The organism is Streptomyces spectabilis (assembly GCF_008704795.1).
GTDB lineage: Bacteria > Actinomycetota > Actinomycetes > Streptomycetales > Streptomycetaceae > Streptomyces > Streptomyces spectabilis.
In genome coordinates, this window is sequence record NZ_CP023690.1 from 8,801,291 (window position 1) to 8,826,103 (window position 24,813).

Annotated in this window: 21 protein-coding genes; 12 read left to right on the forward strand and 9 right to left on the reverse strand. The window is 74.0% G+C overall.

Annotated features, from left to right (window positions below; translation table 11 throughout):
• Positions 1-203: 203 nt before the first annotated feature.
• The 5 genes from CP982_RS37325 (at position 204) to CP982_RS37345 (ending at position 7,716) form a co-directional block, all read left to right on the forward strand.
• Positions 204-2,003, forward strand: coding sequence for an ABC transporter ATP-binding protein (locus tag CP982_RS37325; protein ID WP_150514522.1), 1,800 nt, complete (start codon positions 204-206; stop codon positions 2,001-2,003).
• 103 nt (positions 2,004-2,106) lie between these two features.
• Positions 2,107-2,937 (forward strand): endolytic transglycosylase MltG, encoded by an 831-nt coding sequence (gene mltG / locus CP982_RS37330; protein WP_150514523.1) that lies wholly within the window; start codon positions 2,107-2,109, stop codon positions 2,935-2,937.
• A gap of 293 nt (positions 2,938-3,230) precedes the next feature.
• Positions 3,231-5,960, forward strand: a complete 2,730-nt coding sequence (locus CP982_RS37335; protein WP_443744626.1) for a M4 family metallopeptidase — start codon at positions 3,231-3,233, stop codon at positions 5,958-5,960.
• A 74-nt stretch (positions 5,961-6,034) separates the two neighbouring features.
• A complete protein-coding gene (locus tag CP982_RS37340) occupies positions 6,035-7,315 on the forward strand; it encodes a S8 family peptidase (RefSeq protein WP_150514525.1) in 1,281 nt (426 codons plus the stop codon).
• Between the two features lie 167 nt (positions 7,316-7,482).
• Positions 7,483-7,716 carry a hypothetical protein gene (locus CP982_RS37345; RefSeq protein ID WP_150514526.1) on the forward strand — a complete coding sequence of 78 codons (234 nt, stop codon included), beginning with the start codon at positions 7,483-7,485 and terminating at the stop codon, positions 7,714-7,716.
• Here CP982_RS37345 and CP982_RS37350 read toward each other — a convergent pair.
• Positions 7,703-8,896, reverse strand: a complete 1,194-nt coding sequence (locus CP982_RS37350) for an FAD-dependent monooxygenase (protein ID WP_150514527.1) — start codon at positions 8,894-8,896, stop codon at positions 7,703-7,705. The two genes, CP982_RS37345 and CP982_RS37350, sit on opposite strands and share 14 nt — an antisense overlap.
• A 270-nt stretch (positions 8,897-9,166) precedes the next feature.
• On the opposite strand from CP982_RS37350, the gene CP982_RS37355 reads away from it, so the two are divergent.
• Both CP982_RS37355 and CP982_RS37360 read left to right on the forward strand, forming a co-directional pair.
• A complete protein-coding gene (locus tag CP982_RS37355; RefSeq protein ID WP_229879183.1) occupies positions 9,167-10,696 on the forward strand; it encodes an MFS transporter in 1,530 nt (509 codons plus the stop codon).
• Between the two features lie 328 nt (positions 10,697-11,024).
• Positions 11,025-11,423: an STAS domain-containing protein gene (locus CP982_RS37360; RefSeq protein WP_150514529.1), complete on the forward strand. Its 399-nt coding sequence runs from the start codon at positions 11,025-11,027 to the stop codon at positions 11,421-11,423.
• 7 nt (positions 11,424-11,430) lie between these two features.
• Here the strand turns inward: CP982_RS37360 and CP982_RS37365 are convergent, their stop codons facing one another.
• From CP982_RS37365 to CP982_RS43305, 6 genes are all read right to left on the reverse strand, one after another.
• Positions 11,431-12,528: an NAD(P)-binding domain-containing protein gene (locus tag CP982_RS37365; RefSeq protein WP_184924921.1), complete on the reverse strand. Its 1,098-nt coding sequence runs from the start codon at positions 12,526-12,528 to the stop codon at positions 11,431-11,433.
• A 187-nt stretch (positions 12,529-12,715) separates the two neighbouring features.
• A complete protein-coding gene (locus CP982_RS37370; protein WP_150514530.1) occupies positions 12,716-13,924 on the reverse strand; it encodes an LLM class flavin-dependent oxidoreductase in 1,209 nt (402 codons plus the stop codon).
• A 2-nt stretch (positions 13,925-13,926) separates the two neighbouring features.
• The gene (locus CP982_RS37375) at positions 13,927-14,970 is read right to left on the reverse strand and encodes an ABC transporter substrate-binding protein (RefSeq protein ID WP_150514531.1); all 1,044 of its coding nucleotides are present in this window, start codon (positions 14,968-14,970) and stop codon (positions 13,927-13,929) included.
• Between the two features lie 112 nt (positions 14,971-15,082).
• Entirely contained in the window at positions 15,083-15,838 is a 756-nt protein-coding gene (locus tag CP982_RS37380; protein WP_150514532.1) for an ABC transporter ATP-binding protein, read from the reverse strand.
• Positions 15,811-16,704: an ABC transporter permease gene (locus CP982_RS37385; protein WP_150514533.1), complete on the reverse strand. Its 894-nt coding sequence runs from the start codon at positions 16,702-16,704 to the stop codon at positions 15,811-15,813. The genes CP982_RS37380 and CP982_RS37385 overlap by 28 nt, the downstream gene beginning before the upstream one ends.
• A 282-nt stretch (positions 16,705-16,986) precedes the next feature.
• Entirely contained in the window at positions 16,987-17,070 is an 84-nt protein-coding gene (locus CP982_RS43305; protein WP_350892797.1) for a putative leader peptide, read from the reverse strand.
• Between the two features lie 222 nt (positions 17,071-17,292).
• Between CP982_RS43305 and CP982_RS37390 the strand changes: the two genes are divergently transcribed.
• Positions 17,293-17,715, forward strand: a complete 423-nt coding sequence (locus CP982_RS37390) for a secondary thiamine-phosphate synthase enzyme YjbQ (protein WP_150514534.1) — start codon at positions 17,293-17,295, stop codon at positions 17,713-17,715.
• 26 nt (positions 17,716-17,741) lie between these two features.
• Here CP982_RS37390 and CP982_RS37395 read toward each other — a convergent pair whose 3' ends face one another.
• Positions 17,742-18,317 (reverse strand): TetR/AcrR family transcriptional regulator, encoded by a 576-nt coding sequence (locus CP982_RS37395; RefSeq protein ID WP_150514535.1) that lies wholly within the window; start codon positions 18,315-18,317, stop codon positions 17,742-17,744.
• Positions 18,318-18,635: 318 nt separating this feature from the next.
• On the opposite strand from CP982_RS37395, the gene CP982_RS37400 reads away from it, so the two are divergent.
• The 4 genes from CP982_RS37400 to CP982_RS37415 are packed head-to-tail and all read left to right on the forward strand — an operon-like array spanning position 18,636 to position 23,500.
• On the forward strand, positions 18,636-19,244 hold the full coding sequence (locus tag CP982_RS37400) for a (2Fe-2S)-binding protein (protein ID WP_150514536.1): 609 nt from the start codon (positions 18,636-18,638) through the stop codon (positions 19,242-19,244).
• Positions 19,241-20,233 (forward strand): FAD binding domain-containing protein, encoded by a 993-nt coding sequence (locus CP982_RS37405; RefSeq protein WP_150514537.1) that lies wholly within the window; start codon positions 19,241-19,243, stop codon positions 20,231-20,233. The genes CP982_RS37400 and CP982_RS37405 overlap by 4 nt, the downstream gene beginning before the upstream one ends.
• Positions 20,230-22,365: a xanthine dehydrogenase family protein molybdopterin-binding subunit gene (locus tag CP982_RS37410; RefSeq protein WP_150514538.1), complete on the forward strand. Its 2,136-nt coding sequence runs from the start codon at positions 20,230-20,232 to the stop codon at positions 22,363-22,365. Before CP982_RS37405 ends, CP982_RS37410 begins: the two co-directional genes overlap by 4 nt.
• Complete coding sequence (locus CP982_RS37415) at positions 22,358-23,500, forward strand: XdhC family protein (protein ID WP_150514539.1); 1,143 nt, start codon at positions 22,358-22,360, stop codon at positions 23,498-23,500. The genes CP982_RS37410 and CP982_RS37415 overlap by 8 nt, the downstream gene beginning before the upstream one ends.
• Before the next feature lie 51 nt (positions 23,501-23,551).
• Here CP982_RS37415 and CP982_RS37420 read toward each other — a convergent pair whose 3' ends face one another.
• A complete protein-coding gene (locus CP982_RS37420) occupies positions 23,552-24,775 on the reverse strand; it encodes an MFS transporter (RefSeq protein WP_229879187.1) in 1,224 nt (407 codons plus the stop codon).
• Positions 24,776-24,813 lie beyond the last annotated feature (38 nt).

Here is a 24,813-nt window from a genome sequence, read left to right on the forward strand (position 1 = left end):
GCCCGCGTCGGCGCGCCACCCGCGCCCGGCGATCGCGCCGAAGCGCCATCCGCGCCCGGCGCCCACGCCGAGGCGTCAGCCGTGCCCGGCGTCCCCGTCGGCGCGCCACCGGCGTCCCCGCCGAACGCGCCACGTGCTCGTGGGCGCGTCCCGTCCCCGTCGGCGCACCGCCGCCGACGTCCCGCAATGTCCCGTAGGAGCCCATGCCTCACGAAGAACCCGCGCGGAGCCCGGCCTCCGGCGAGCCGGAAGAGCCCCGTCAGCTGCGCCGCATCCTGCGCCTCTTCCGCCCGTACCGCGCCCGCCTCGCCCTCGTCGGCCTGCTGGTGTGCGCCGCGTCCCTGGTCTCCGTGGTGACCCCCTTCCTCCTCAAGGAGATCCTCGACACCGCGATCCCGCAGGGCCGCACCGGCCTTCTGAGCCTGCTCGCCCTCGGCATGATCCTCGGCGCGGTCGTCACCAGCGTCCTCGGCGTCCTGCAGACGCTGATCTCCACGACCGTCGGCCAGCAGGTCATGCACGATCTGCGGACGGCCGTGTACGGCCGCCTCCAGCGCATGTCCCTCGCCTTCTTCACCCGCACCCGCACCGGCGAGGTCCAGTCCCGCATCGCCAACGACATCGGCGGCATGCAGGCGACCGTCACCTCCACGGCGACCTCCCTCGTCTCGAACCTGACGAGCGTCATCGCGACGGTCGTCGCCATGCTCGCCCTCGACTGGCGCCTGACCGTCGTCTCCCTGCTGCTGCTCCCGCTGTTCGCGTGGATCAGCCGCCGTGTCGGCCGCGAGCGTAAGAAGATCGCCACCGAGCGGCAGAAGCAGATGGCCGCGATGGCCGCCACGGTCACCGAGTCCCTCTCCGTCAGCGGCATCCTGCTCGGCCGCACGATGGGCCGCGCCGACTCGCTGACGCGCTCCTTCGCCGACGAGTCCGCCGAGCTCGTGAGCCTGGAGGTGCGCTCCAACATGGCCGGGCGCTGGCGCATGGCCGTGATCACCATCGTCATGGCCGCGATGCCCGCCGTCCTCTACTGGAGCGCGGGCCTCGCCTTCCAGGCGGGCGGGCCCACCGTCTCGATCGGCACGCTCGTCGCCTTCGTCTCGCTCCAGCAGGGCCTGTTCCGGCCGACGGTCAGCCTGCTCTCGACCGGGGTGCAGATCCAGACCTCGCTCGCGCTGTTCCAGCGCATCTTCGAGTATCTGGACCTGCCCATCGACATCACCGAGCGCGACCGCCCCGTGCGCCTGGCCAGCGTCAAGGGCGAGGTCCGTTTCGAGGACGTGGAGTTCCGCTACGACCCACAGGGCGCACCCGTCCTCGAAGGCATCGACATCACCGTGCCCGCGGGCGGCAGCCTCGCCGTCGTCGGCCCGACGGGCTCCGGCAAGTCCACGCTCAGCTATCTGGTGCCGCGCCTGTACGACGTGACGGGCGGGCGCGTCACGCTCGACGGCGTCGACGTGCGCGACCTGGACTTCGACACCCTCGCGCGCGCCGTCGGAGTCGTCTCCCAGGAGACGTACCTCTTCCACGCCTCGGTCGCGGACAACCTCCGCTTCGCCAAGCCGGACGCCACCGACGAGGAGCTGCACGAGGCGGCGCGGGCCGCCCAGATCCACGACCACGTCGCGGCCCTGCCCGACGGGTACGACACCGTCGTCGGCGAGCGCGGCCACCGCTTCTCCGGCGGCGAGAAGCAGCGCCTCGCCATCGCCCGCACGATCCTGCGCGACCCGCCCGTACTGATCCTGGACGAGGCCACCAGCGCCCTCGACACCCGTACGGAACACGCCGTGCAGCAGGCCATCGACGCCCTGTCGGCCAACAGGACGACGCTCACCATCGCCCACCGCCTGTCCACCGTGCGCGGCGCCGACCAGATCGTGGTCCTCGACGGCGGGCGCGCCGTGGAGCGCGGCACCCACGAGGAACTGCTCGAACGGGACGGGCGCTACGCCGCCCTCGTCCGCAGGGACGCCCGCCTCGAGCCTGCGACGTAGCGGGGCGTGGACGGGGCGCGGGCGGGGCGCGGAGACGTAGCGAGATGGAGGAGGAAGCAGAGATATGCCGGAAATATGACAAAAGGCGGGTTACCGTGCCCGCATGCACTCCACCACCCCGCCACGGGGCACGAAACGCGGAGCGGTCCGGCTGACGAGCCGGGGCCGGATCGCCCTGATCGCGACCGGAGCCGTCGCGGCGGCCACCGCCGTGGCGGTCCCGCTGCTCCTCCCGGACGACGACGAACCAGCGCGGCCCAGGACGCTGACGATCCCCGAGGGCTGGCGCGCCGGCCAGGTGTACGAAGCCGTCGACGCGGCCCTGAAGCTCTCCAAGGGCACCACGAAGAAGGCCGTCGACGGAGCGGGCCTCAAGCTCCCCGGCGACGCGGGCGGCAACCCCGAGGGCTATCTCTTCCCGGCCACCTACCCCATCAGCTCCCAGTCGACCCCGGCGTCCGTCCTGTCGTACATGGTGGACACCGCGAACAAGAAGTTCAGCGGCGGCCACGTCACCGCGGGCGCCGACCGGAACGCGGTGAACGTCTACCAGACCGTCACCATCGCCAGCATGATCGAGGCCGAGGCGGGCTCCCAGGAGGAGATGGGCAAGGTCGCCCGCGTCATCTACAACCGCCTCGACCGGGGCATGCCGCTGCAGATGGACTCCACGATCAACTACGCCCTCGACCGCTCCACGCTCAAGACCACCACGCGTGACACCAAGCTCAAGAGCCCCTACAACACCTACGCCCGCATGGGCCTGCCGCCCACCCCGATCGGCAACCCCGGCGAGGCCGCGATGCGCGCCGCGACGAACCCGACGCCCGGGGACTGGCTGTACTTCGTGACGGTCAAGCCGGGGGACACCCGGTTCACCGCGAACTACGAGGAGCAGCAGCGCAACGTGGCGGAGTTCAACAGGAACCAATGACCGGCGGGGGAGGTGGATTCAGGTAGGCCGGAAGTCGTCTTCGCGACCCCGTGCCCCATTGATGGCTCGTCGCATCGTCGCTTCCATGGCTCTCCTGGCGGCGCCCACGCCGCCGGTCCGGCCGACGAGGGGGATGGCGAAGGATGCGCAAGCGCGGCGCCCGCGTGGCGAGGGCCAGGAGAGCCAGGAGATCCAGAGCGCGGCGGGGTGGCTTATCCGGTGCGGCGGCGCTGATCAGCGCCGCCGCACTCGTCGTTTCGACGGCCCCCGCCGAGGCGGCGCCCGGCGGGAAGGTGCCGCCGCCGAGCCCCGGCGAGGTCATCCCGGGGCAAGAGACGAAGACCCCGTCCCTGGTGGACGGCATCAGGGAGAAGGCGCCGCGGGCGACGAGCGCGGCGGACGCCGCCCGCGCGCACCTGGAGCAGAAGGAGAGCCGCTACCGCATCGCCGAGCCCGGCCGCGACCTGAAGTCCGCGCGGACCACCACGGCGCCGGGCGGCCAGGAGACCGTACGGCTCCAGCAGAAGCACCGGGGCGTGGCCGTCCTGGGCGGCCAGTACGTCGTGCGGATGGAGCACGAGGGCGGCGAACGCGTCGTCACCGGCACCTCCGGCAAGTACTTCACCGGGCTGCGGACCGGCACGGCCGCCGAGGTCAGCGCGGAGGTCGCCGTCGAGCGGGCCGTCGACAGCGTGCTCACGGACCTGACCACGAAGAACTTCACCCGCAAGGCCGGGGCCGACGAGGCCGACGACGGCGAGCTGCCCCTCAAGGGCACCGCCCGCGGCCTCGTCGTGCTGCCGAAGGGGGAGGGCGTCCTCACCCGGCACGTCACCGTCCGCGGTACCGACCCGGCCACCGGCGAACCCGTGCTGCGCGAGGTCTACGTCGACGCGCGCGCCGGGTACCCCGTCCTCCAGTACAGCGGTATCAAGACGTTCGGGAGCGGCACGGGACCGCACGCGACGGGCCGGGCACCCGCGGCGCGCCCCGCCGCACGGGTGCGGGCGGAGCCGCGCGAGCGGGGCTCCGGCGTCAAGCTGGACGGCGAGTCCGTCGCCCTGGACGTGGAGCGCGACACCTGGCGCGGGCAGTACGTGCTGCGCGACACCACCCGCATACCGGACGACGAGGGCTGGGGCCGCACCCTGTCCACCTGGGACGCGCGCGACACGTCCGTCGGCGAGGTGATCGGCCAGTGGCCGCCGGGCATCCAGGAGTTCGGCTCGCCGACCACCGCCTTCGGCAAGGACGCGACCGACGCGGGCGCGGTGGACGCGCACTGGGGCGGCGCGCGGGTCTTCGACTACTTCAAGGACAAGCACGGCCGCGTCAGCCTCGACGGGCACGGCATGACCGTCAACTCCCTGGTGGGCGTGGTGAACGGCGGACACCCGTACGTCAACGCCTTCTGGGACGGCGAGAAGATGGTGTACGGCAACGGCGACGAGGAGTACCGGCCGCTGTCCGCGGGCCTGGACGTCGTCGGCCACGAGATGACCCACGGCGTCGTCGAGCACACCGCGGCCCTGGTGTACGCGGGGCAGTCCGGCGCCCTGAACGAGGCGATCGCCGACTACTTCGGCAACGCCATCGAGACGGGCGCGTACGGCGTCCCCACCGCCGACCCCGACTCGGGCCTGGTCGGCGACCGCCTGTGCCGCACCAGGTCCCCGCGTGACTGCGCCTTCCGCGATCTGAACGACGGCCGGAACACCGCCAAGCACTTCCTCGGCGTCGGCTTCGGCACCGACAACGGCGGCGTGCACCTCAACTCCACCATCTTCGCCGGGGCGCTCTGGGACGCCCGCGAGGACCTCGGCGACACCCTCGCCGACAAGATCGTGTACCGGGCGCTCGCCCAGTACCTGACCCCGCTCGACGGCTTCATCGAGGGCCGGGCCGCGGTGCTCGCCGCCGCCGGGGACCTGAACGCCGACGCGGGGCAACTGAAGGCCCTGCACCGCGCCTTCAACGCCCACGGCATCGTGCCCGGCTGGGAGCTGGCCCTCGGCGTGGACTCCGACACGCTGCTCGACCGGGTCAACACCCATGACACCCGCCTCGGTTCGGGCGGCGCCTGGTGGACCGCGTCCCGGTCGAACGAGGCGGGCTCCGAGCCGTACTCGGTGTGGGCCGGACGCGCGGACGGCAGCGGCCAGCCCAAGCTGATGAGCCCCAACGACGGCCGCTACCACGTCAATCCGGCCACCGACGGCAAGACGGTGGTGTGGCAGGCGCACGGGCCCACCGGCGTGGACGTACTCGCCCGGCCGCTCGCGGGCGGCCCGGTCAAGAAGCTCTGGCACAACAGCCGGGGCGTCGCCGACGCCGTGGACATCGACGGCGACGTCGTGACGTTCTCGCACTACAACCACGGCGGCCGGCAGGGCGTGACCTATCTGAGCCTGAAGGACCCGGCGAACAAGGTCAGCTTCGGCGGCGGCACCTACCACCGCTCCTACTTCCCGTCCGTGAGCGACGGCAAGGTCGCCTACCAGGAACGGCGCCGGGTGCGCGCCGAGTACGCGTACACCACGCGGCTCGTCGACGTCGCCACCGGCGAGAGCACGGTGGTCGAGCAGGTGCCGGGCAGTACCGGCCTCGGCCCGACGGCCGTCACCGGCACGCACGTCTTCTGGCTGCGCGACGCCGTCCAGGGCGACGGGACGACCTCCCTGCGCCGCGCGGACATCGACGGCTCGCACCTCGTCGACCTCACCCCCGAGGACGCGCCCGGCGCGCTGAACGCGTACGACCTGACGGCCTCCGACGAGGCGGTGACCGTCGGCGCCCGGCTGCCCGACACGACGTGGCGCAACGAGACGCTGGCCAAGCTCTGGCAGTTCGCCGCCAGCGGCGACCCGAAGGACCCGGCCACGCGCAAGGGCCGTGTCTCCTGCAACCGCGGCGAGCAGCTGTCCGCCGCCGCCGGGCCCGGCAGCCAGGTGGTGTGGATCGACGCGACCACCGGCATCAGCGAGGTCGTGACACGCAAGCGGCCTGCCGGTACCTGCTCCTGACGCCCTGACGCCCTGACGCCCTGACGCCCTGACGCCCTGACGCCCTGACGTCCCCCCACGAAAGGTTCAGGTGCATGATCATGAAGAGAACCACGCGCCGCCGTGCGGCCGCCGTCCTGTCCGCCGCGACGCTCGCCGGGGGCCTCCAGCTCGGTGCCGCGCCCGCCACCGGGGCCGCTCCGCGCGGCGGACCGGCGGCGGGGGACCTGCGTCTCGCCGGTGCCGGGGAGGCGGCCGTGCCGGACGGCTGGATCGTGGTCCTGAAGGACACGAGGGCGCGCGCCGTGCCCGGTGTGGCGCGCGACCTCGTCGAGCGGTCCGGCGGAGCGCGGCTCGGGCACGTGTACCGGGCCGCCCTGCACGGCTTCTCCGCGACGATGAGCCGGGCACGGGCCGAGCGCGTGTCCGCCGACTCGCGGGTCGCCTACGTCCGCCAGGACACGCGGGTACGCCTCGACGCGAAGGACCTCGACGAGAGGGCCATCGACGAGACGCAGCCGAACGCCCCGTGGGGCCTCGACCGGATCGATCAGCGCCTTCTTCCGCTGTCCGGCACGTACACGTACCGCACCACCGCTCCCGATGTCCGCGTGTACGTCATCGACACCGGGCTGCGCACCACGCACCAGGAGTTCGGCGGGCGGGCCTCGGTCGGCGTCGACACCGTGGGCGACGGGCAGAACGGCAACGACTGCCACGGCCACGGCACCCACGTCGGCGGCATCGCCGCCGGCCGGACCTACGGCGTCGCCAAGCAGGCCAGGGTGGTGGCCGTGCGGGTCCTGAACTGCCAGGGCTCGGCCACCACGGCAGGTGTCGTCGCGGGCGTCGACTGGGTGACCGGCCAGAAGGCGAGGCCCGCCGTGGCGAACATGAGCATCGGCGGCCAGGCCAGCGACGTCCTCGACAACGCCGTGCGCAACTCGATCCGCTCCGGTGTCACGTACGCGGTGTCGGCGGGCAGCGCGGGCTCGTCCACGGGCGCCTGCTCCACCTCGCCCGCGCGGCTGCCCGAGGCCGTCACCGTCGGCGCGAGCGACCGCGCGGACCGCCGTGCCTCCTCGTCCAACCACGGCCAGTGCGTGTCCCTCTTCGCGCCCGGAGTGCAGATCCCGTCGGCCTGGAAGGACAGCGACACCTCGACCAACACCATCAGCGGGACGTCCATGGCGACCGCCCACGTGGCGGGAGCGGCCGCCCTGCACCTCGCCTTCCGCCCCGCGGACACCCCGGCGCAGGTGAAGCGCGGCCTCGTCGACAACGCGACGACGGGCGTGCTCCAGGGCACTCCGCCGGTGGTGCCGAACAAGCTCCTGTACACCCTGTACCTGCCGAAACCGGGGCACAGCGTATGAGACCAGCGACGTCGGCGCCGTCGGCGGCTGAGCGTGTCCGCCGGGGCGGCCGGGGCCGCGGCCGCTGACTGAGCGCGAGACCGGCCTGGTCACCCCGATGATCCGGGAGAGCGCGAACGAGCCCGCCACCGCGCTGTGGCCCCTCACGGACGTACCAGCTGCACCTGATGAGCACCCTCGACAGGGAGCAGATAGAGGGCGGCGTGCACACCATCGCCGACCCCGGCACGAGCTACCCCGCCAAGGACGGCTGGCTGCCGCGCAGCCGGACCGGTCTGTGGATCATCAACAGCATCGGGCGCGTGCGGGTCGAGGGCCGTCTCCTCGACGTCGTCGCCCTCTCCCAGGACCAGCTCTCGCAGACGCTCGACGCGCGCGAGCGGCGGGTCAGCCGCCCGTAGCCGCGCGGAAGGCCGAGGTGATGGCGTCGATGGCGCCCGCCCCGGAGTGCGCGGACTCGTGCATGCGGCGACTGGCCCGCACGATGCGCGCCGTGGCCTCCCCGCGCTCCGTCTCGTACGCGGTCAGGGCCGCGCGCGGGTCGTCGGCGGCGGCCAGGTGGTCGGCGAGGACGCCCGCGTCGATGATCGCCTGCGTCGCGCCGTTGGCACCCACGGGGTACATGGGGTGCGCGGCGTCCCCGAGCAGCGTCACCCGGCCCTCGCCCCAGCGCGGCAGCGGATCGCGGTCCACCATCGGGTAGCGCAGGACCAGCGCGCTGCCGGTGACCAGGTCGTGGACGAGTCGGCCGCCGATCCGCCAGCCCTCGAAGTGGGGCAGGACGTCCTCGGGGCGCGCCGGGGCGTTCCAGTCGGCGGCCGCCGGGTCCAGCGGCCCCGGCTCGGCCTCGGTCACCAGGGCCACCCAGTTGAGCAGCGACCGGCCGCGGTCGTCGGCGGGGCGCGAGATCGGGTATGCCAGGAACTGCGCGCCGTGTCTGCCGTCGGGGCGCGGGCCGTCCGTGGCGATGACCGCCGAGCGGCCCGTGAGGAAGCGCTCGGTCTCCAGGACGCCCCGCCACATCCGCACCCCCGACCACAGCACCGGGCCCTGCTCGGGGTGGAGCGCGGCCCGCACCGCCGAGTGCAGCCCGTCCGCGCCGACCAGCAGCCCGGTGCTCAGGACCGATGCGGCGTCCGTGGCCCGGTCGGTGACCCGGACGCGGACCTCCTCCTCGCTCTGGATAAAGCGTTCTACTCGGACGCCGGTACGTACCGCCTCCGCGCCGAGCCGCTCGCGCACGGCGTCGAGCAGCAGCATCTGCAACTCGCCGCGGTGCACGGAGTACTGCGGCCGCCGGTAGCCGCGCGCGAGCCCCCGCGGATCCGTGAACATCAGCTCGTCCCGCGAGTCGGCGTACCGGTGCTCGGCGGTCGGGATGGCGACGGCGGCGAGGGCGTCGCCCAGGCCCAGCTCGGTGAGGACCCCCACAGCCTGCGGCTGGATGTTGATGCCGACGCCGAGCGGCCGTATCTCGCGGACGCTGTCGACGACGGTGGCGTCGATCCCGGCGGCGTGCAGGCTCAGGGCGGCGGTGAGGCCGCCGATGCCCGCGCCCGCGATGAGGACATGGCTGTTCATGGGCTTGGCTCCCGTGAAGTGCGGTGAAGTGCGGTGCCGCTGACGCTTCGTGCGGCCGCTGTCGTGTCCTTCCACGGTCGGCGGCGCCGGGACAGAAGTCCAACAGCTGGATCTGCTGCGAGCGAGCACCCCTGCTTATCGCACACCCCCATAAATGCGGCTTTCAGGTGAATAGGTCATACTCGGCTACGAGCGCCACACCGGCGCTCGAACCACGCCTGCCCCGCCCGCCTCACGCGTGCGCGGGGCCCCGAAGGGATGAGATATCCCGTGGCCCGTGACCTGAACTCCTCAGGCCCCGCCGCGGAAAGCCGCCCGACGCCCGCTCCGGGACGTTGGGCCGCACTCGCTGTGCTGTGCGCCAGCCTGCTCCTGGTGGCCATGGACGCCACCATCCTCAACGTGGCGCTGCCGTCACTGATCGACGACATGCGGCCGACCGCCGTGCAACAGCTGTGGATCATCGACATCTACGGCCTCGTCCTCGGCGGTCTGCTCGTGACCTCCGGCGCGGTCAGCGACCGTTTCGGACGCAAACGGCTCTTCCTGATCGGCTTCGTGCTGTTCGGCCTCGCCTCCGTCGTCGCCGCGACCGCCGCGACGCCCGCGCAACTCATCGCCGGGCGCGTGCTGCTCGGCATCGGCGGCGCGATGGTCATGCCGTCGACGCTCTCGCTCATCCGCAGCGTCTTCACCGACCCGCGCGAACGGACCCTCGCCATCGGCATCTGGGCCGCGGTCGCGGGCGCGGGAGCCGCCGTCGGCCCGCTCGTCGGCGGGCTGCTCGTGGAGTCGCACGGCTGGTCGGCGGCGTTCTGGGTGAACGTGCCCGTCGTCGTGGTGACCGTGGTCGCGGGCGTCAGGCTGCTCCCCGAGTTCCGCAGCGCGGGCAACGGCCCCCTCGACTGGCCCGGCGCCGCGCTCTCCGTCGTCGGCGTGATCGCGCTCGCCTGGGGCATCAAGCACGTCGCCAAGGGCGGCCTCGCCGTCGGCGACCTGGCCATCCTGGCCCTCGGCCTGCTGCTCCTCGCGGTGTTCACCCGGCGCCAACTGACGCTCGCGGAGCCGCTCCTGGACGTGCGCCTGTTCACCCGCCGCGCGTTCACGGCCGCGGCGCTCGCGATCTTCCTCGCCATGCTCGCGATCGGCGCGGCCCTGTTCCTGATGTCGCTCTGGCTCCAGTACGTCCACGGGTACTCGCCGTTCGGCGCCGGGCTGCGGACACTGCCCGCGGCCGGCGCCATGCTCGTCGGCTCGCTGATCACGCCCTGGCTCATGGAGCGCTGCGGCGTACGGGCCGTGATGGCGCTCGGCCTCGGCGGCCTCATCGTCGGCTTCCTGGTGCTCGCCCTGTCGCCGGAACCCACGCCGTACGGCGTGGTGGCCGTGGTGTTCGTCGCGCTCGGCCTCGGCGACGGACTCGCCGTCACCGCGTCCGCCGCCGTCCTCGTGTCCGCCGTCCCCGCCGAACGCGCGGGCCAGGCCGGTGCCGTGTCGGAGACCGCGTACGAACTCGGCATCGGGCTCGGTGTCGCGCTCCTCGGCTCGCTGCACGCCAGCGCCTACGCCGGGCACATGGACGGCCGCCCCACCGGGGCGCGGGAGTCCATCGGCGGCGCCGTCGAGACCGCCGAGACGCTGGGCGGTGCGGCGGGCACCCGTCTCCTGGACGCGGCCCGCGCGGCGTTCGAGTCCGCCCTGACGACCACGGCGTACGTCAGTGTCGGCATCGTGACGGCGGTCGCCGTGCTCGTCGTGTGGCTGGTGCCGCGCGGCTTCCGGGCGAGCGGCGGGCACTGACCCGCGCGCGGCATCGGGCACTGACCTGGCGGATCGCACCCGCCCCCGCGGCGGACGCCATGATTCCACCGGTCCCCGGCGCGGCCGTACGCGCCGGGGCTCGGCCATCTCGGCCAACCCAGGTTTAATGCAGGGGAGTTGCATTATCTTGCGCCTGTCGGGTATGCCATAGGCACCACCGCGCCGCCCGTGCCCCCGGTGGCGCCGGCTCACCGCACAGACCGCTATCGATGTGGCCGGTCCCCGCTCCAGGCCGTTCGTCCATGGCCAGGAGACCGAGGGCCACCACACCCCGGATCCGCGCTCAAGGGCGCCACGAGGGGGAACGATGCACGACGACAGCCTTCCCTTCGGCCTCCGCTCCCACGTGCGGCGGGGGCGGTTGGTCATCACCTTCTGGGGAGAGCTGGACATCCACGCCACCGAGCGGCTCACCGGCAGCCTGGCCGAGCTGACCCTCACCTGCCGCCACGACGTGATCCTGGACCTGAGCGACGTGACGTTCCTGGACTGCGGCGGCCTCTCGCTGCTCTGCCAGGCGCTGGCCGCGACGCGGCGCAGGGAGCTGCGGCTCACCGTCGTTCTGGAAGACCCCTTCCATCGCAAGGTGCTGCGCCTGGCGGGCGTGGCCGACTCGTTCGACGTCGCCCTGCGGCTGAGCGACGCGCTCGCGGTCCCGCCCGGCGACCCGCACGGACACCGGCCGCCGACCCCCTCGCACGCCTGAGCGCGGCTCAGGCGGGCACCGGCTCCCGCTCGAGGAGCCGCACGATGTCCCGCACCGCCGCGCGCCCCGCGCGGTTCGCGCCGATGGTGCTGGCCGACGAGCCGTAGCCGACGAGGTGCACGCGCGGATCGGCGGCCGCCCGCGTGCCGTCCATGCGGATGCCGCCGCCCGGCTCGCGCAGCCGGAGCGGCGCCAGGTGGTCGACCGCCGCGCGGAACCCGGTCGCCCACAGGATGACGTCGGCCTCGACGGCGCGCCCGTCGTCCCACTCCACGCCCGTCGGCGTGATCCGGTCGAACATCGGCAGGCGGTCGAGCACCCCGTCGGCGCGGGCCTCGCGCACCGCGTCCGTGACGGCGAGCCCGGTGACCGACACCACGCTCAGCGGCGGCAGGCCCCGGCGGACCCGGTCCTCGACCAGGGCGACGGCGGCGCGCCCGCGCCCCTCGTCGAAGGGGCCATCGGCGAACACGGGCGGCCGCCGCGTCACCCACCAGGTTTCGGCGGCGTACGGGGCGATCTCCATCAGATGCTGGGTGCCGGAGGCGCCGCCGCCCACGACGACGACGCGCTGCCCGCGGAAGGCCTCGGGGCCGGGGTAGACGGCCGTGTGCAGCTGCCGGCCGAGGAAGGTCTCCTGCCCCGGGTAGCGCGGCCAGAACGGCTTGTCCCAGGTGCCGGTCGCGTTGATCAGCGCGCGCGTCGACCACGTACCCGCAGAGGTCTCGACGAGGAGTCGGCCGCCGTCCGCCTCGCTGACGCGGCGCACGTCGACGGGGCGCCGCACCCGCAGGTCGAAGCGGCGCTCGTAGGCGGTGAAGTACTCGCCGATGACCTCCGACGACGGGCGCGCGGGGTCGGCGCCGGTCAGCTCCATGCCCGGCAGCGCGTGCATCCCGTGCACCTTGCCGTACGTCAGTGACGGCCACCGGAACTGCCAGGCGCCGCCCGGCCGGGGCGCGTGGTCGAGCACCACGAAGTCCCGCTCCGGCTCGAACCCTCGGCGCCGCAGGTGGTGGGCGCTGGACAGGCCCGCCTGCCCCGCGCCCACGACCACCACGTCGACGTCCGTCACGCCCGCGTCTCGCACCCCGATGTCGTTCACGTTTCTACTAACTCTGGCCGGGGCCTGGATCTTCCCGTACGACGGACCGGAGATCGTCACCGCCCCCCAGGAGGTAGACCGTGCCGCGGACCGTCGCCGTCCACGAGGGCACCTTCGAGGCCAAGAAGGAGCAGTACCGGGTCCTCCGCGCCCTGCGCGACTGACCCGGCAGCACCTCCGCCGCGGGTCAGCGGCCCCCGGACACCAGGAGCGGCGCCCCGCCCGGCGCCGACGCCGGGCGGCCGTTCACGGCCGGGACCGCCGCCAGGGGCGAGGCGGGGACGCGGGGGAGCAGGCCGCGCGCCGCCAGGTCGGGGATGACGCCCTCGCCGAACCAGTACGCCTCCTCCAGATGCGGATAGCCGGAGAGAACGAAGTGCTCGACGCCGAGCGCGTGGTACTCCTCGATGCGGTCGGCGACCTCCGCGTGGCTGCCCACGAGCGCGGTGCCCGCGCCGCCGCGCACCAGGCCGACGCCCGCCCACAGGTTGGGCGCCACCACCAGGTCGTCGCGGGAGCCGCCGTGCAGCGCGAGCATGCGCTGCTGGCCCACGGACTCGCTGCGGCCGAGCGCCTCCTGCGCGGCGGCCACGGTGTCCGCGTCGAGGTCGTCGAGCAGGCGGTGCGCGGTGGCCCACGCCTCCTTCGGCGAGTCGCGGGAGATGGTGTGCAGGCGGATGCCGAAGCGGACCGTGCGCCCCTCCGCCGCCGCGAGACCACGGATCCAGTCGATCTTCTGTTTCACCTGCTCGGGCGGCTCGCCCCAGGTCAGATAGACATCGCTGTGGCGCGCCGCGACCGGGCCCGCCGCGGCCGACGAGCCGCCGAAGAAGATCTCCGGCAGCGGGTCCGGCGGCAGCGCGGTGAGCCCGCCCTCGACCTGGTAGTGCGTACCGTCGAAGTCGTACGGCCTGCCGCTCCACACCCCGCGCACCACCGAGAGGAACTCGTCGGTGCGGGCGTAGCGGCGGTCGTGGTCCAAGTGGTCGCCGAAGCGCCGCTGTTCGGTCGAGTCGCCGCCGGTCACCACGTTCAGGAGCAGCCGGCCGCGCGTGATGCGCTGGTACGTCGCCGCCATCTGCGCGGCGAGCACGGGGGAGAGGACCCCCGGCCGGAACGCGACCAGGAACTTCAGGCGCTCGGTGTGTTGGGCGAGCGCGACCGTGGTCAGCCAGGCGTCCTCGCACCAGGTGCCGGTCGGCGTGAGCACGGCCTCGAAGCCGAGCTGCTCGGCGGCCTTGGCGATCTGGGCCAGGTACTCGATGTCGGGGGCCCGGACGCCGCTCACCGGGGTGACGCGGGAGCGGGTGATGCCGCCGTCGGTGTAGGCGTGCCGGTCGACGAGGGTGCGGCCGTCGCCGCCGGTCGGCAGGAACCAGTTGAGGTGGACGGTCATGGTCAGGACTCCTTGTACGTGCGGGGCTCGGTGGTCGAGGGCGGCAGCGAACCGTTGAAGCGGGTGTCGGTGAAGTCGCGGAAGTCGACGCGGCGCGGGATGAGCTTCAGGTCGGCGAAGGTGTCGACGATGGCCTGCTCGGTCGTGATGACGTTGCGGTCGACGGCGACCGGGACGCGCGTGCCCTGCGAGCGCTTCACCGAGTCGAGGGCGACCTCGTACGGCAGGCCCGTGTCCTTCGCCCAGACCTTCGCCCACTCCTCGGGGTGCTCGAAGACCCAGTCCTGTGCCTTGCGCAGGCGCTTGAGGTAGTCGGCGACGGCGGCGGCCTTCTTCTCGTCCTCGAGCGCGCCGGGCGCGGCCACCTGGAAGCTGAGGCCGTTGACGAGGCCCTCGCCGTCGGTGAGGATCCGCCCCTTGCCGGCGCGCAGGACCTGCGAGGTGTACGGGTCCCACACCGCCCAGGCGTCCACCTTGCCGCCGGTGAACGCGGCGAGCGCGTCGGCGGGCTGGAGGTACTTGACGTGGACGTCCTTGACGGAGAGTCCGGCCTTCTTGAGGGAGGCGATCAACTGGTAGTGCGCGGACGACCCCTGGGCCACGGCCACGGACCGGCCCTTGAGGTCGGCCGTGCGCCTCAGGCCCGAGTCCTTCGGCACGACGACGGCCTCGCCGTGCGCCGTGCCGTGGCTCGCGGCCACCACGGTGATCTTCGAGCCCGCGCCCGCCGCGAACACCGGCGGCGTGTTGCCGACCGCGCCGAGGTCCACGGCCTTGGCGTTGACGGCTTCGAGGAGCGGCGGGCCCGAGGTGAACGTCGACCATTTGATCTTGTACGTGAGGTCGTCCAGCTCCCCGGCGGCGCGCAGGACGGCCTCCGAACCTCCTCTCTGGTCACCGACGTTGAGGGTCAGCGACCCCTTGCCGTCCGTGGTGCCCCCGCCGAGGCCCCCGGTCGACGAACGCGCGGATGACGACCCGGAGCAGGCGGCGAGGGCCAGCGCCAGGGGAAGGAGCAGGGCGGGGGCGAGGCGTCGGCTTCGCATGGGCAGGGGTCCGTTCTACGAGTACGTCGCGAGGACAGCGCCGGGGCGGCGCGGCCGAAGCGGCAGGGAAGGGGACGGTGCGGCGGACGGGCGCGGCCCTGGTGACGGGCGGTCAGGCGGCCACCGAGGAACGGGCGTCGACGCCGAGGCGCTCCAGGAGGGAGGCGCGCAGCGCGGCGAACCGGGGGTCGGCGATGTCGCGCGGCCGCTCCAGGCCGACCGGCTGTTCGTGCGCGATGACGCCCTCGTCCATGACGAGGACGCGGTCGGCGAGCAGCACCGCCTCCTCCACGTCGTGGGTGACGAGCAGGACGGCGCAGCCGCGCCGCTGCCACAGCTCGGCGACGAGGCGCTGGGCCGTGACCCGGGTCAGCGCGTCCAGGGCGCCGAACGGCTCGTCGAGGAGCAGCAGGTCGGGCTCGCGCACGAGCGCGCGGGCCAGCGAGGCGCGCTGGGCCTCGCCGCCGGACAGCGTCTTGGGCCAGGCGTGGGAGCGGTGGCCGAGCCCGACCTCGGTCAGGGCGCGCTCGGCGACGGCCCGCTCCGGCCTGCCGGGCAGGCCGAGCAGCACGTTGCGCCACACCCGCTTCCAGGGCATGAGGCGCGGCGCCTGGAACGCCACGGCCTTGCGGCGCGGCACGAGGACGGTGCCCTCGATGTCCCGGTCGAGCCCGGCGAGGACCCGCAGCAGCGTGGACTTGCCGCAGCCGCTGCGGCCGAGCAGCGCCACGAACTCGCCGGGCCGCACGTCCAGGCGCAGGCCGTCGATGACGGGGCGGCCGTCGAAGGTGCGGGTGAGGCCCTCGACGCGGACGGCGGAGGGCGCGGGCACGCCGGGGGTCACCGGCCGGTGAACGTCGGTCGCCATTGCAGCAGCAGCCTTTCGAGTGTGCGGACCACGAAGTCGGCGAGGAGGCCGAGGAAGGCGTAGACGATCAGGCAGACGACGATCACGTCGGTCCGCAGGAAGTCCCGGGCCTGGACCATGAGGAAGCCGATGCCTGCGTCGGCGTTGATCTGCTCGGCGAAGACCAGGGCGAGCCAGGCGATGCCGAGCGAGTAGCGCAGGCCCGTCATGGCACCGGGCAGGGCGCCCGGCAGGATCACGTGCCGCACGAGCCCCCACCGGGAGAGCCCAAGGGACTCACCCGCCTCGATGAGCTGGGCGTCGACGCCCCGGATGCCCGCGTACACGTTCAGATACAGCGGGAAGGAGACGCCGAGCGTGATGATGGCGATCTTCGGGGTCTCGCCGATCCCGAACCAGATGATGAACAGCGGGATCAGGCCGACGAACGGCACGGTCCGCAGCATCTGCACGCTCGCGTCCACGAGGTCCTCGCCGATCCGGAAGAGCCCGGAGACCAGCGCGAGCCCGGTCCCGATCGCCGTGCCGAGCAGCAGGCCGATCGCGACGCGCTGGAGGGAGACCCCCATGGCCGAGGTCAGCGATCCGTCCTCGACGAGGTCGCCCGCGACCCGGGCGATGGTTCCCGGCGGGGCGAGCGTGTCGGGGCTCAACGCCCCGGTCGCGCTGAGGAGTTGCCAGAGCGCGAGCAGGAGCACGGGCCCGGTGGTGCGGCGCAGCCAGCGGGGGACGCGGGCGCGGCGGGCGGAGGAGGGGACGAGGGCGACGAGGTCGGGCGCGGCCCCGGAGCCGGACGCCGCGCTCTCGTGCGGGGCTGTTCCGGATATGTCGGGTGTCGGGGGCGGCGGGGCGTGACTGATGCTCATGGCGCTCCAGGGCGGGGAGGGTCGGGGCGTGGCGGCGCGGCGCGGCCCCGTGACCCGGCTCAGCGCGGCGCGGGGCAGCGGCGGGGAGCGGGGGCGGAGCGCGTCAGGGCACGGCGGGGGCGCGACACGCCGTCACGCGGTCGAGGAGAAAGCGGCGACCTGGCGGACGGGGTGCCCCGGCGGACGGGACGACCTGGCGGACAGGGCGACCCGGCGGACAGGACGACGACGAATGGGTCGACGGCGGACGGTGCGTGCGCGGGAAGGCGAGGTGAGAAGGCGTCAGCAGCCGCGGCGACACGCGGAGGAGGCCACCCGCAGCAGGTCGATGTGACCGCGCGAAGTGAGCAGAGCTGAACGCAACATGCCGCCGAACGTAGCGATCTCGGCCGCACACGGTCAATGGCGTCTCGCGGACCGGACGTGCCGTACCACCTGGTGGAAACTCCGCGGGGTGTCCGGCGACAGGTCGACCGGGCCGCCCCGCACCCGGCGGCGTGGCCGCTCCGGCGCGGGGACCCGGCCCGTGGTCACCGCGCCGCACGTGGCGCCCCGCGGCGGGCCGGGCGCTGGTGCAGGATGGGAGGCATGCCCGACGCCTTCACCACCCGCATCCTGCACGTCGCGACCGGCTCGGACGAGACGGTCGTCGACCTCACCCACGAGTGCGCGAGCTTCCTGCGCGAGGCGGCCCGCGGCCGCGACGGCCTCCTCAACGTCTTCGTCCCGCACGCCACTGCCGGGGTCGCGATTCTGGAGACCGGCGCGGGCAGCGACAGGGATCTGCTCGCCGCGCTGCACACCCTGCTTCCGGCCGACGACCGCTGGCAGCACCGCCACGGCAGCCCGGGGCACGGCCGCGACCACGTCCTGCCCGCCCTGGTGGCCCCGCACGCCACGCTCCCCGTGCTCGGCGGCAGCCTGGAGCTCGGCACCTGGCAGTCCGTCTGCCTGGTCGACACGAACAAGGACAACCCCGACCGCCAGGTGCGGCTGAGCTTCCTGGGGTAGTGGGCGGGCCCTGCCGGGGGAATCCCTCAGCGGCCCGGTGCCCCCGCGCGCAGGCCGTCCATGACGATGTCGAGGAGCTGGTCCACGCGCGCCTGCCAGTCGCTGTCCGGATCGATGTGCCAAAGCCCCGCGATGGCGAGCATGAAGTCGTCGGGGGTCAGGCCCGGACGGATGGTGCCCGCCGCGTCGTTGGCGGCCAGGAGCAGGCCGACGGCGGAGGTGAGCGGGCCGTGGCCGAGGGCGGCGAAGCTGCCGTACGCGGTGGCCTTGCCCATCGCCTGCGCCAGACCGGCCTTCGTCATCGAGTACCGGGCGAGGCGGCTCATCCACTCCCGCAGGGCCTGGTCGGGAGGGTGCGTCTCCAGCAACTGGGCCGCCGTCTCGGCGACTTGCTCCACCTCGTAGCGGTACACCTCCAGGACGAGCGCCTCGCGGCTCGGGAAGTTGCGGTAGAAGGTGCCCTGTCCGACGCCCGCCTTCTTCGCGATCGCGCTGAGCGGGGTGTCCGCCGCCCGTGTCAGCTCCGTGAGCGCCACCTCCAGGATGCGGGCGCGATTGCGCTGCGCGTCCGAGCGCAGTGGCACGTTCTTCCTCTCGTGCACCCCTCGTCCTTCCGGGATCCCGGCCGTCCGGGACTGCCGTGGGGACAGCCCTTGCTAAGCGGACAGCTGTCCGTTAGGTTCGGAGGCAACGGACAGCTGTCCGCTTGTGCTCACCATAGCGGCAGAGTGGCTGGATGTACGCCCTCCTTCCGTCCGCCGCCCGCGCCCGCCCTTCCGCTCGACCGGGCCGAGGATCGGCCCGCCGCCCACGCACCACGTTCCACGCAGGCCACACCAGCTCAAGCACGTCCCGTCGGCCGGGGCACGCCCCGGCCGCGAGCGCGCGCCACCACCGCGTACGCGAAAGAAGGCTTGACCATGGCTCCACCCGCTTCGACACCCTCCGCGACGTCCAGTGTCATCACGCTCACCGTCAATGGCGAGAAGCACGCGCTGCCCGTCGACCACCGCGCCACGCTGCTCGACGTGCTGCGCGAGCGCCTCGACCTGACCGGCACCAAGAAGGGCTGCGACCAAGGCCAGTGCGGCGCCTGCACCGTGCTGGTCGAGGGCCGCCGCACCGTCTCCTGCCTGCAGCTCGCGGTGGCCGCGGAAGGGCGCGAGATCACCACCATCGAGGGCGTGGCGCAGGACGGCCGACTGCACCCGGTGCAGCAGGCCTTCCTCGACCTCGACGGCTTCCAGTGCGGGTACTGCACGCCCGGCCAGATCTGTTCGGCCCTCGCGGTGCTCGACGAACACGCGGCGGGCTGGCCGAGCGCCGTCACCGCCGACGTACGGCCCGACGCGGCCGTGCCGCCGCTGACCCCCGAGGAGATCCGGGAGCGGATGAGCGGCAATCTGTGCCGGTGCGGCGCCTATGTGTCCATCGTGCGGGCCGTCGAGCGCGCGGCGCGGACGGCCGGGGCCGAGCCGACGGCCGCCCCCGCCGAGGGCGTCGACGCCGACAAGGAGGCCGTGGCATGAGGGAGTTCGGCTATCTGCGCGCCCCGGACGTCACCGGGGCCGTCGCCCTGCACGGCGCCGACGGCGGCACGCGCTTCCTCGCGGGCGGCACCAACCTCGTCGACCTCATGAAGGCGGGCGTGGAGCGCCCGGAGCGCCTCGTGGACGTCACCGGACTGCCGCTCGGCGGGATCGAGCCGACCGCCGAAGGCGGCCTGCGGATCGGCGCCACCGTCAGCAACAGCGACCTCGCCGCCCACCCCCAAGTGCGACGCAAGTACCCGGCGTTGAGCCAGGCCGTGCTCGCCGGTGCCTCCGGCCAGCTGCGGAACATGGCCACGGTCGGCGGCAACCTCCTGCAGCGCACCCGCTGCGCCTACTTCACCGACCTGGCGCAGCCCTGCAACAAGCGGACGCCCGGCAGCGGCTGCCCCGCCCTCCGCGGCGAGCACCGCAACCACGCCATCCTCGGCGCCACCGAGCACTGCGTCGCGGTGCACCCCTCGGACCTGGGCGTCGCGCTCGCCGCCTTCGACGCGGTCGTCTCGTACGAAACCCTGGACGGGCCGGGCGAGATGCCGCTCGCGGACTTCTACCTGCCCGTGGCGGACACGCCGCACGAGGAGACCGCCCTGCCGACCGGCGCCCTGATCACGGGCGTCACGCTGCCGCCCGCCCCCGTCGCCGCGCACTCCCGCTACCGCAAGGTGCGCGAACGCGCCTCGTACGCCTTCGCGATCGGCTCGCTCGCCGCCGCGCTCGACGTGCGGGACGGCCTCGTCCACGAGGTGCGGCTCGCCTTCGGCGCCGTCGCGTCCCGGCCCTGGCGGGCGCACGCCGCCGAGCGGGCGCTGACCGGCGGACCGGCGAGCGCCGAGGCCTTCGCCGCCGCGGCGGACGCCGAACTCGCGGCCGCAGAGCCCCTGCCCCACAACGGATACAAGGTGACCTTGATGCACAACCTCGTCGTCGCCGTCCTGACCGAACTCGCCGCGGAGGCGGGCCGATGACCACCGCGACCCGCGCCACGGCGGGCACCGGAGCCGTCGGCACCGGCCACACCCGCGTCGAGGGCTTCGACAAGGTCACCGGGGCCGCCCGCTTCGCCGCCGAGCTGCCGTTCGACGAACTCGCCCACGGCTGGCTCGTCCTGTCGACCGTGGCCCGGGGCCGCGTCATCGGCGTGGACGCGGAGCCGGTCCTCCGGCTGCCCGGCGTCCTCGCGGTCCTGCACCACGGCAACGCGCCGCGCGTGGACGCCGGGTACGTGGGCACGCTCGGGCCGCCCGACCCCGTCGTCGGGCTCTTCCAGGACGACCGCGTGCCGTACGCGGGCTGGCCGGTCGCCCTCGTCGTCGCCGAGACCTCGGAGCAGGCGCGCGAGGCCGCCGAGACGCTGGGCGTGCGCTACGCCGAGGAGCCGCACGACATCGCGTTCCACGCGGGGCACGCGGACGCCTACACGCCGCAGAGTGTGCTCGGCGGGCCCAACGAGGCCGTCAAGGGCGACCTGGAGGCCGAACTCGCCGCGTCCGCCGTCGTGGTGGACGAGCGGTACACCACGCCGGAAGAGCACCACAACCCGATGGAGCCGCACGCGGCGACCGCCCGCTGGGAGGGCGGCCGGCTCGAAGTCGTCGACTCCAACCAGGGCAGCCGCTGGATCGCCGAGGAACTGGCCCGCCTCTTCTCGCTCGACATCGGCTCGGTGCGGGTCAGGTCCGAGCACGTCGGGGGCGCCTTCGGCTGCAAGGGCCTGCGGCCGCACCAGGTGGCGGCCGCGCTGGCAGCGACCGTCCTCGACCGGCCCGTCCGCGTCGTCCTGACCCGGCGGCAGATGTTCTCGGTGGTCGGCTACCGCAGCGCGACGAGCCAGCGCGTACGGCTCGGCGCGGACCCCGACGGGCGGCTGCGGGCCCTCGGGCACGAGGGGCACAGCGCGACGTCGACGCTCTCCGAGTTCGTCGAGGCGAGCGCCGCGTTCGGACGCGTGCTGTACGCGGCCGACGCCCACCACTCCGTCAGCCGCGTGGTGCCCCTGGACGTGCCCACGCCCACGTTCATGCGCGCGCCGGGCGAGGCCCCCGGCTCGTTCGCCCTGGAGTGCGCCCTGGACGAGCTGGCCGAGAAGTGCGGCGTCGACCCGATCGCGCTGCGCGCGCGCAACGAACCCGCCGTCGGCCCGGTCTCCGGACTGCCCTTCGGCAGCCGCAACCTCGTCGCCTGCTTCCGTGAGGGCGCCCGGCGCTTCGGCTGGGCGGAGCGCGACCCGCGCCCGGGCACGCGCCGCGACGGGCGCTGGCTGATCGGCACCGGCACGGCCGCGGCCACGTTCTTCGTCGGCGCCTCCCCGTCCACGGCGGCCGTGACGGCGGAGCCCGACGGCACCTTCACCGTGCGGATCACCGCGGCGGACGTCGGCACCGGCGCCCGGACCGCGCTGACCCAGATCGCCGCGGACGCCCTGGAGGTGCCCCTCGACCGGGTGCGGGTGCGCATCGCGGACAGCGACTTCGGCCCGGCCTGGCTCGCGGGCGGCTCCATGGGCACGCGCTCCTGGGGCTGGGCCGTGTCCCTGGCGGCGCGCGAGCTGCGGGAGCGCCTCGCGCTCGGCGGCGCCGTACCGCCGGAGGGCCTCACGGCGCGCTCCGACACCAGCGACGTGCTCGCGGCCCTCACCAAGAAGGAACGGCACTCCTACGGCGCGCAGTTCGCCGAGGTCGCCGTGGACGTCACCACCGGGGAGGTACGGGTCCGCAGGATGCTCGGCATGTTCGCGGCGGGCCGGATCGTCAACCCGCTGACCGCGCGCAGCCAGTTGGTCGGCGGCATGACGTGGGGCCTGTCGATGGCCCTGCACGAGGAGGCAGGACGGGACGCCGCGTCGGGCACCCACGTGGGCGCCGACCTGGCGGGCTACCACTACGCCGCGCACGCCGACGTACCGCACATCGAGGCGGACTGGGTCGAGGACGTGGACGAGGACGACCCCGTCGGCATCAAGGGCGTCGGCGAGATCGGGATCGTGGGCGTGGCGGCGGCGATCGCCAACGCCGTGTGGCACGCGACCGGAGTGCGCCACCGGGACCTGCCGATCCGGCCGGACCGGGTGCTCACCGCGGCCGGGGCCGGCCGTGCTTGACCTCGCCGACGAGCTGCGACCCTTGACCGACGGGGGCCGCGCCTTCGCCGTCGCCACCGTGGTGGCCGTCGGCGGCAGCGCCCCGCGCGGGCCCGGCGCCGCCCTCGCCGTCGACAGCGAGGGCACCGCCGTCGGCTCGGTCTCCGGCGGCTGCGTCGAGGGAGCGGTGTACGACCTGTGCCTGCGCGCGCTCCAGGACGGCGAGGCCGTGGTGGAGGAGTTCGGCTACAGCGACGAGGACGCCTTCGCCGTCGGCCTCACCTGCGGCGGCACCCTCCAGATCCTGGTCACGCCGTACGCCGCCGACTCCCCGGACCGCGCGGTCGCGGCGGAGGCGCTCGCCCGGGTCCGCGACGGCGAGCCGACGGCACTGGTCCGGGTGGCCCGGGGCCCGGCAGGACTGCTCGGCCGCGCCCTGCTCGTGCGCGCCGACGGCACGTCAGCGGGCGGCATCGGCGGCGGCCGGGACCTGGACCGCACGGCGGTGGCGGAGGCCCGCGCCCTACTCGACGCCGGCCGCACCGGCACCGTCGAGCTGTCCGAGGACGGCTCGCGCTGCCCGGGCGGGGTGACGCTGCTCGTCGAGGTGATCATGCCCCCGCCGCGCATGATCGTGTTCGGCGCGGTGGACTTCGCGGCGGCCCTGGTCCGCACCGGCAAGCTGCTCGGCCACCATGTGACGGTGTGCGACGCCCGGCCCGTCTTCGCCACCCGGGCGCGCTTCCCCGAGGCCGACGAGGTGGTCGTGGACTGGCCGCACCGCTATCTGCGGAGCACCGTGACGGACGCCCGCACGGTGGTGTGCGTGCTCACGCACGACGCCAAGTTCGACGTGCCCGTCCTGGAGGTGGCCCTGCGCCTGCCCGTCGCGTTCGTCGGCGCGATGGGGTCGCGGCGCACCCATGACGACCGCATGCGCCGACTGCGCGCGGCGGGCGTCACGGAGGCCGAACTGGCGCTGCTGCACTCGCCGATCGGCCTCGACCTCGGCGCACGCACCCCCGAGGAGACCGCGCTGTCCATCGCCGCCGAGGTCGTGGCCGTGCGGCGGGGCGGCACGGGCGCGTCGCTCACCGGCACGCGGGTGCCGATCCACCGCGACGGCTGGGACCGGCGGGTACCGGCGGGAGCCTGAGGGCGGCACCGGGCCCGGGGGCGGCGCACACCGCTCCCGGGCCCCGGGCGTTCAGGGCCGCGCGCCCGCGTCCTCGGGGGCCGGTGCCGCCGCGGGCGCGCCGGGCCGCCGCTCCCCGCGGCCCGGGAGGTGCTCCTCCAGGAGCAGCCCGAGCGCGGCCAGCGTCATCAGGCCGCCGACGAGGAAGGTGCCCCGGACACCGAGGAGGGGAAGCAGCAGACCGCCCGCGAGGGCGCCCGCGGCCACCCCGGAGTTGTACGCGGCGCTGTTCGCCGCGATGGCCGTCTCGGTGCGCCCCGGGGCGACGTACATGACCTGGCTCTGCGTGGCCATGAAGATCGGGCCGAGCGACGCGCCGAGGAACACGATCATCACGGTGGCGACCGCCCGCGAACCGCCCGCAGCGTACAGGCCGAGCAGCGCCGCCGCCTGCGTGGCCACCGGCAGCGTGAGCGTCGCGCGCGGGAAGCGGTCCAGGAGCCGCCCGTAGACCGTGACGCCGACGATGCCGGTGACGCCGAGGACGAGCAGCAGCGTACTGACGGAGGACTCCGAGAACCCGCTCTCGTCCACGAGGAACCGGGAGATGTACGTGTACCCGGTGAAGACCCCGGTGACCGTGAGGGCTGTGACGCTCAGGACGACCACGAAGCGGCGCTTGTCGGGCCTCACCCCGTGGGCGGCGTGCCCCTCCTCCGGGCGCGAGGTCGGCAGGGCGGTGGCGATGACGAGGAACGAGGGGACGGCGAGCGCCCCCACCACCAGGAAGGGCACCTGCCAGCTCGTGTGCTGGCCCAGCCAGGTGCCGCCGGGCACGCCGAGGACGAGCGCGGCCGAACCGCCCACCGACAGCGCCCCGATGACGCGGCCCCGCACCTGCGGCGGGAAGAGCCCCACCGCGACGGGCCCCATCACCGCCCAGAACAGCGCCTGGGCCACCGCCGTCACGAGCCGGGCGGCCATCAGGACCCAGTAGGACGAGACCAGGGCGGACACGACGCTCGCCAGGAGCAGCGCGGCGAGCAGCGCGCACAGGACCAGGCGGCGCGGCACGGAGCGGGTCAGCTTCGCGATCGGCACCGAGACCAGGGCGACGGTCAGGCCGTACCCGGACACGAGGAGTCCGATGGCGGAAAGGGACCGGTCCAGGTCGTCCGCCATCAGCTGCAGGATGCCGATCGGTAAGTTCTCGGTGGTGTTGAAGGCGAACGCGCCCAGCATCAGGGCGGCGACCACCGCCACGCCGCGCCGGTTCGTCGACTTCTCCGTCGCCATTCGTCCTCCACGGTCACGGGGCGCACAGTTCATGGGGT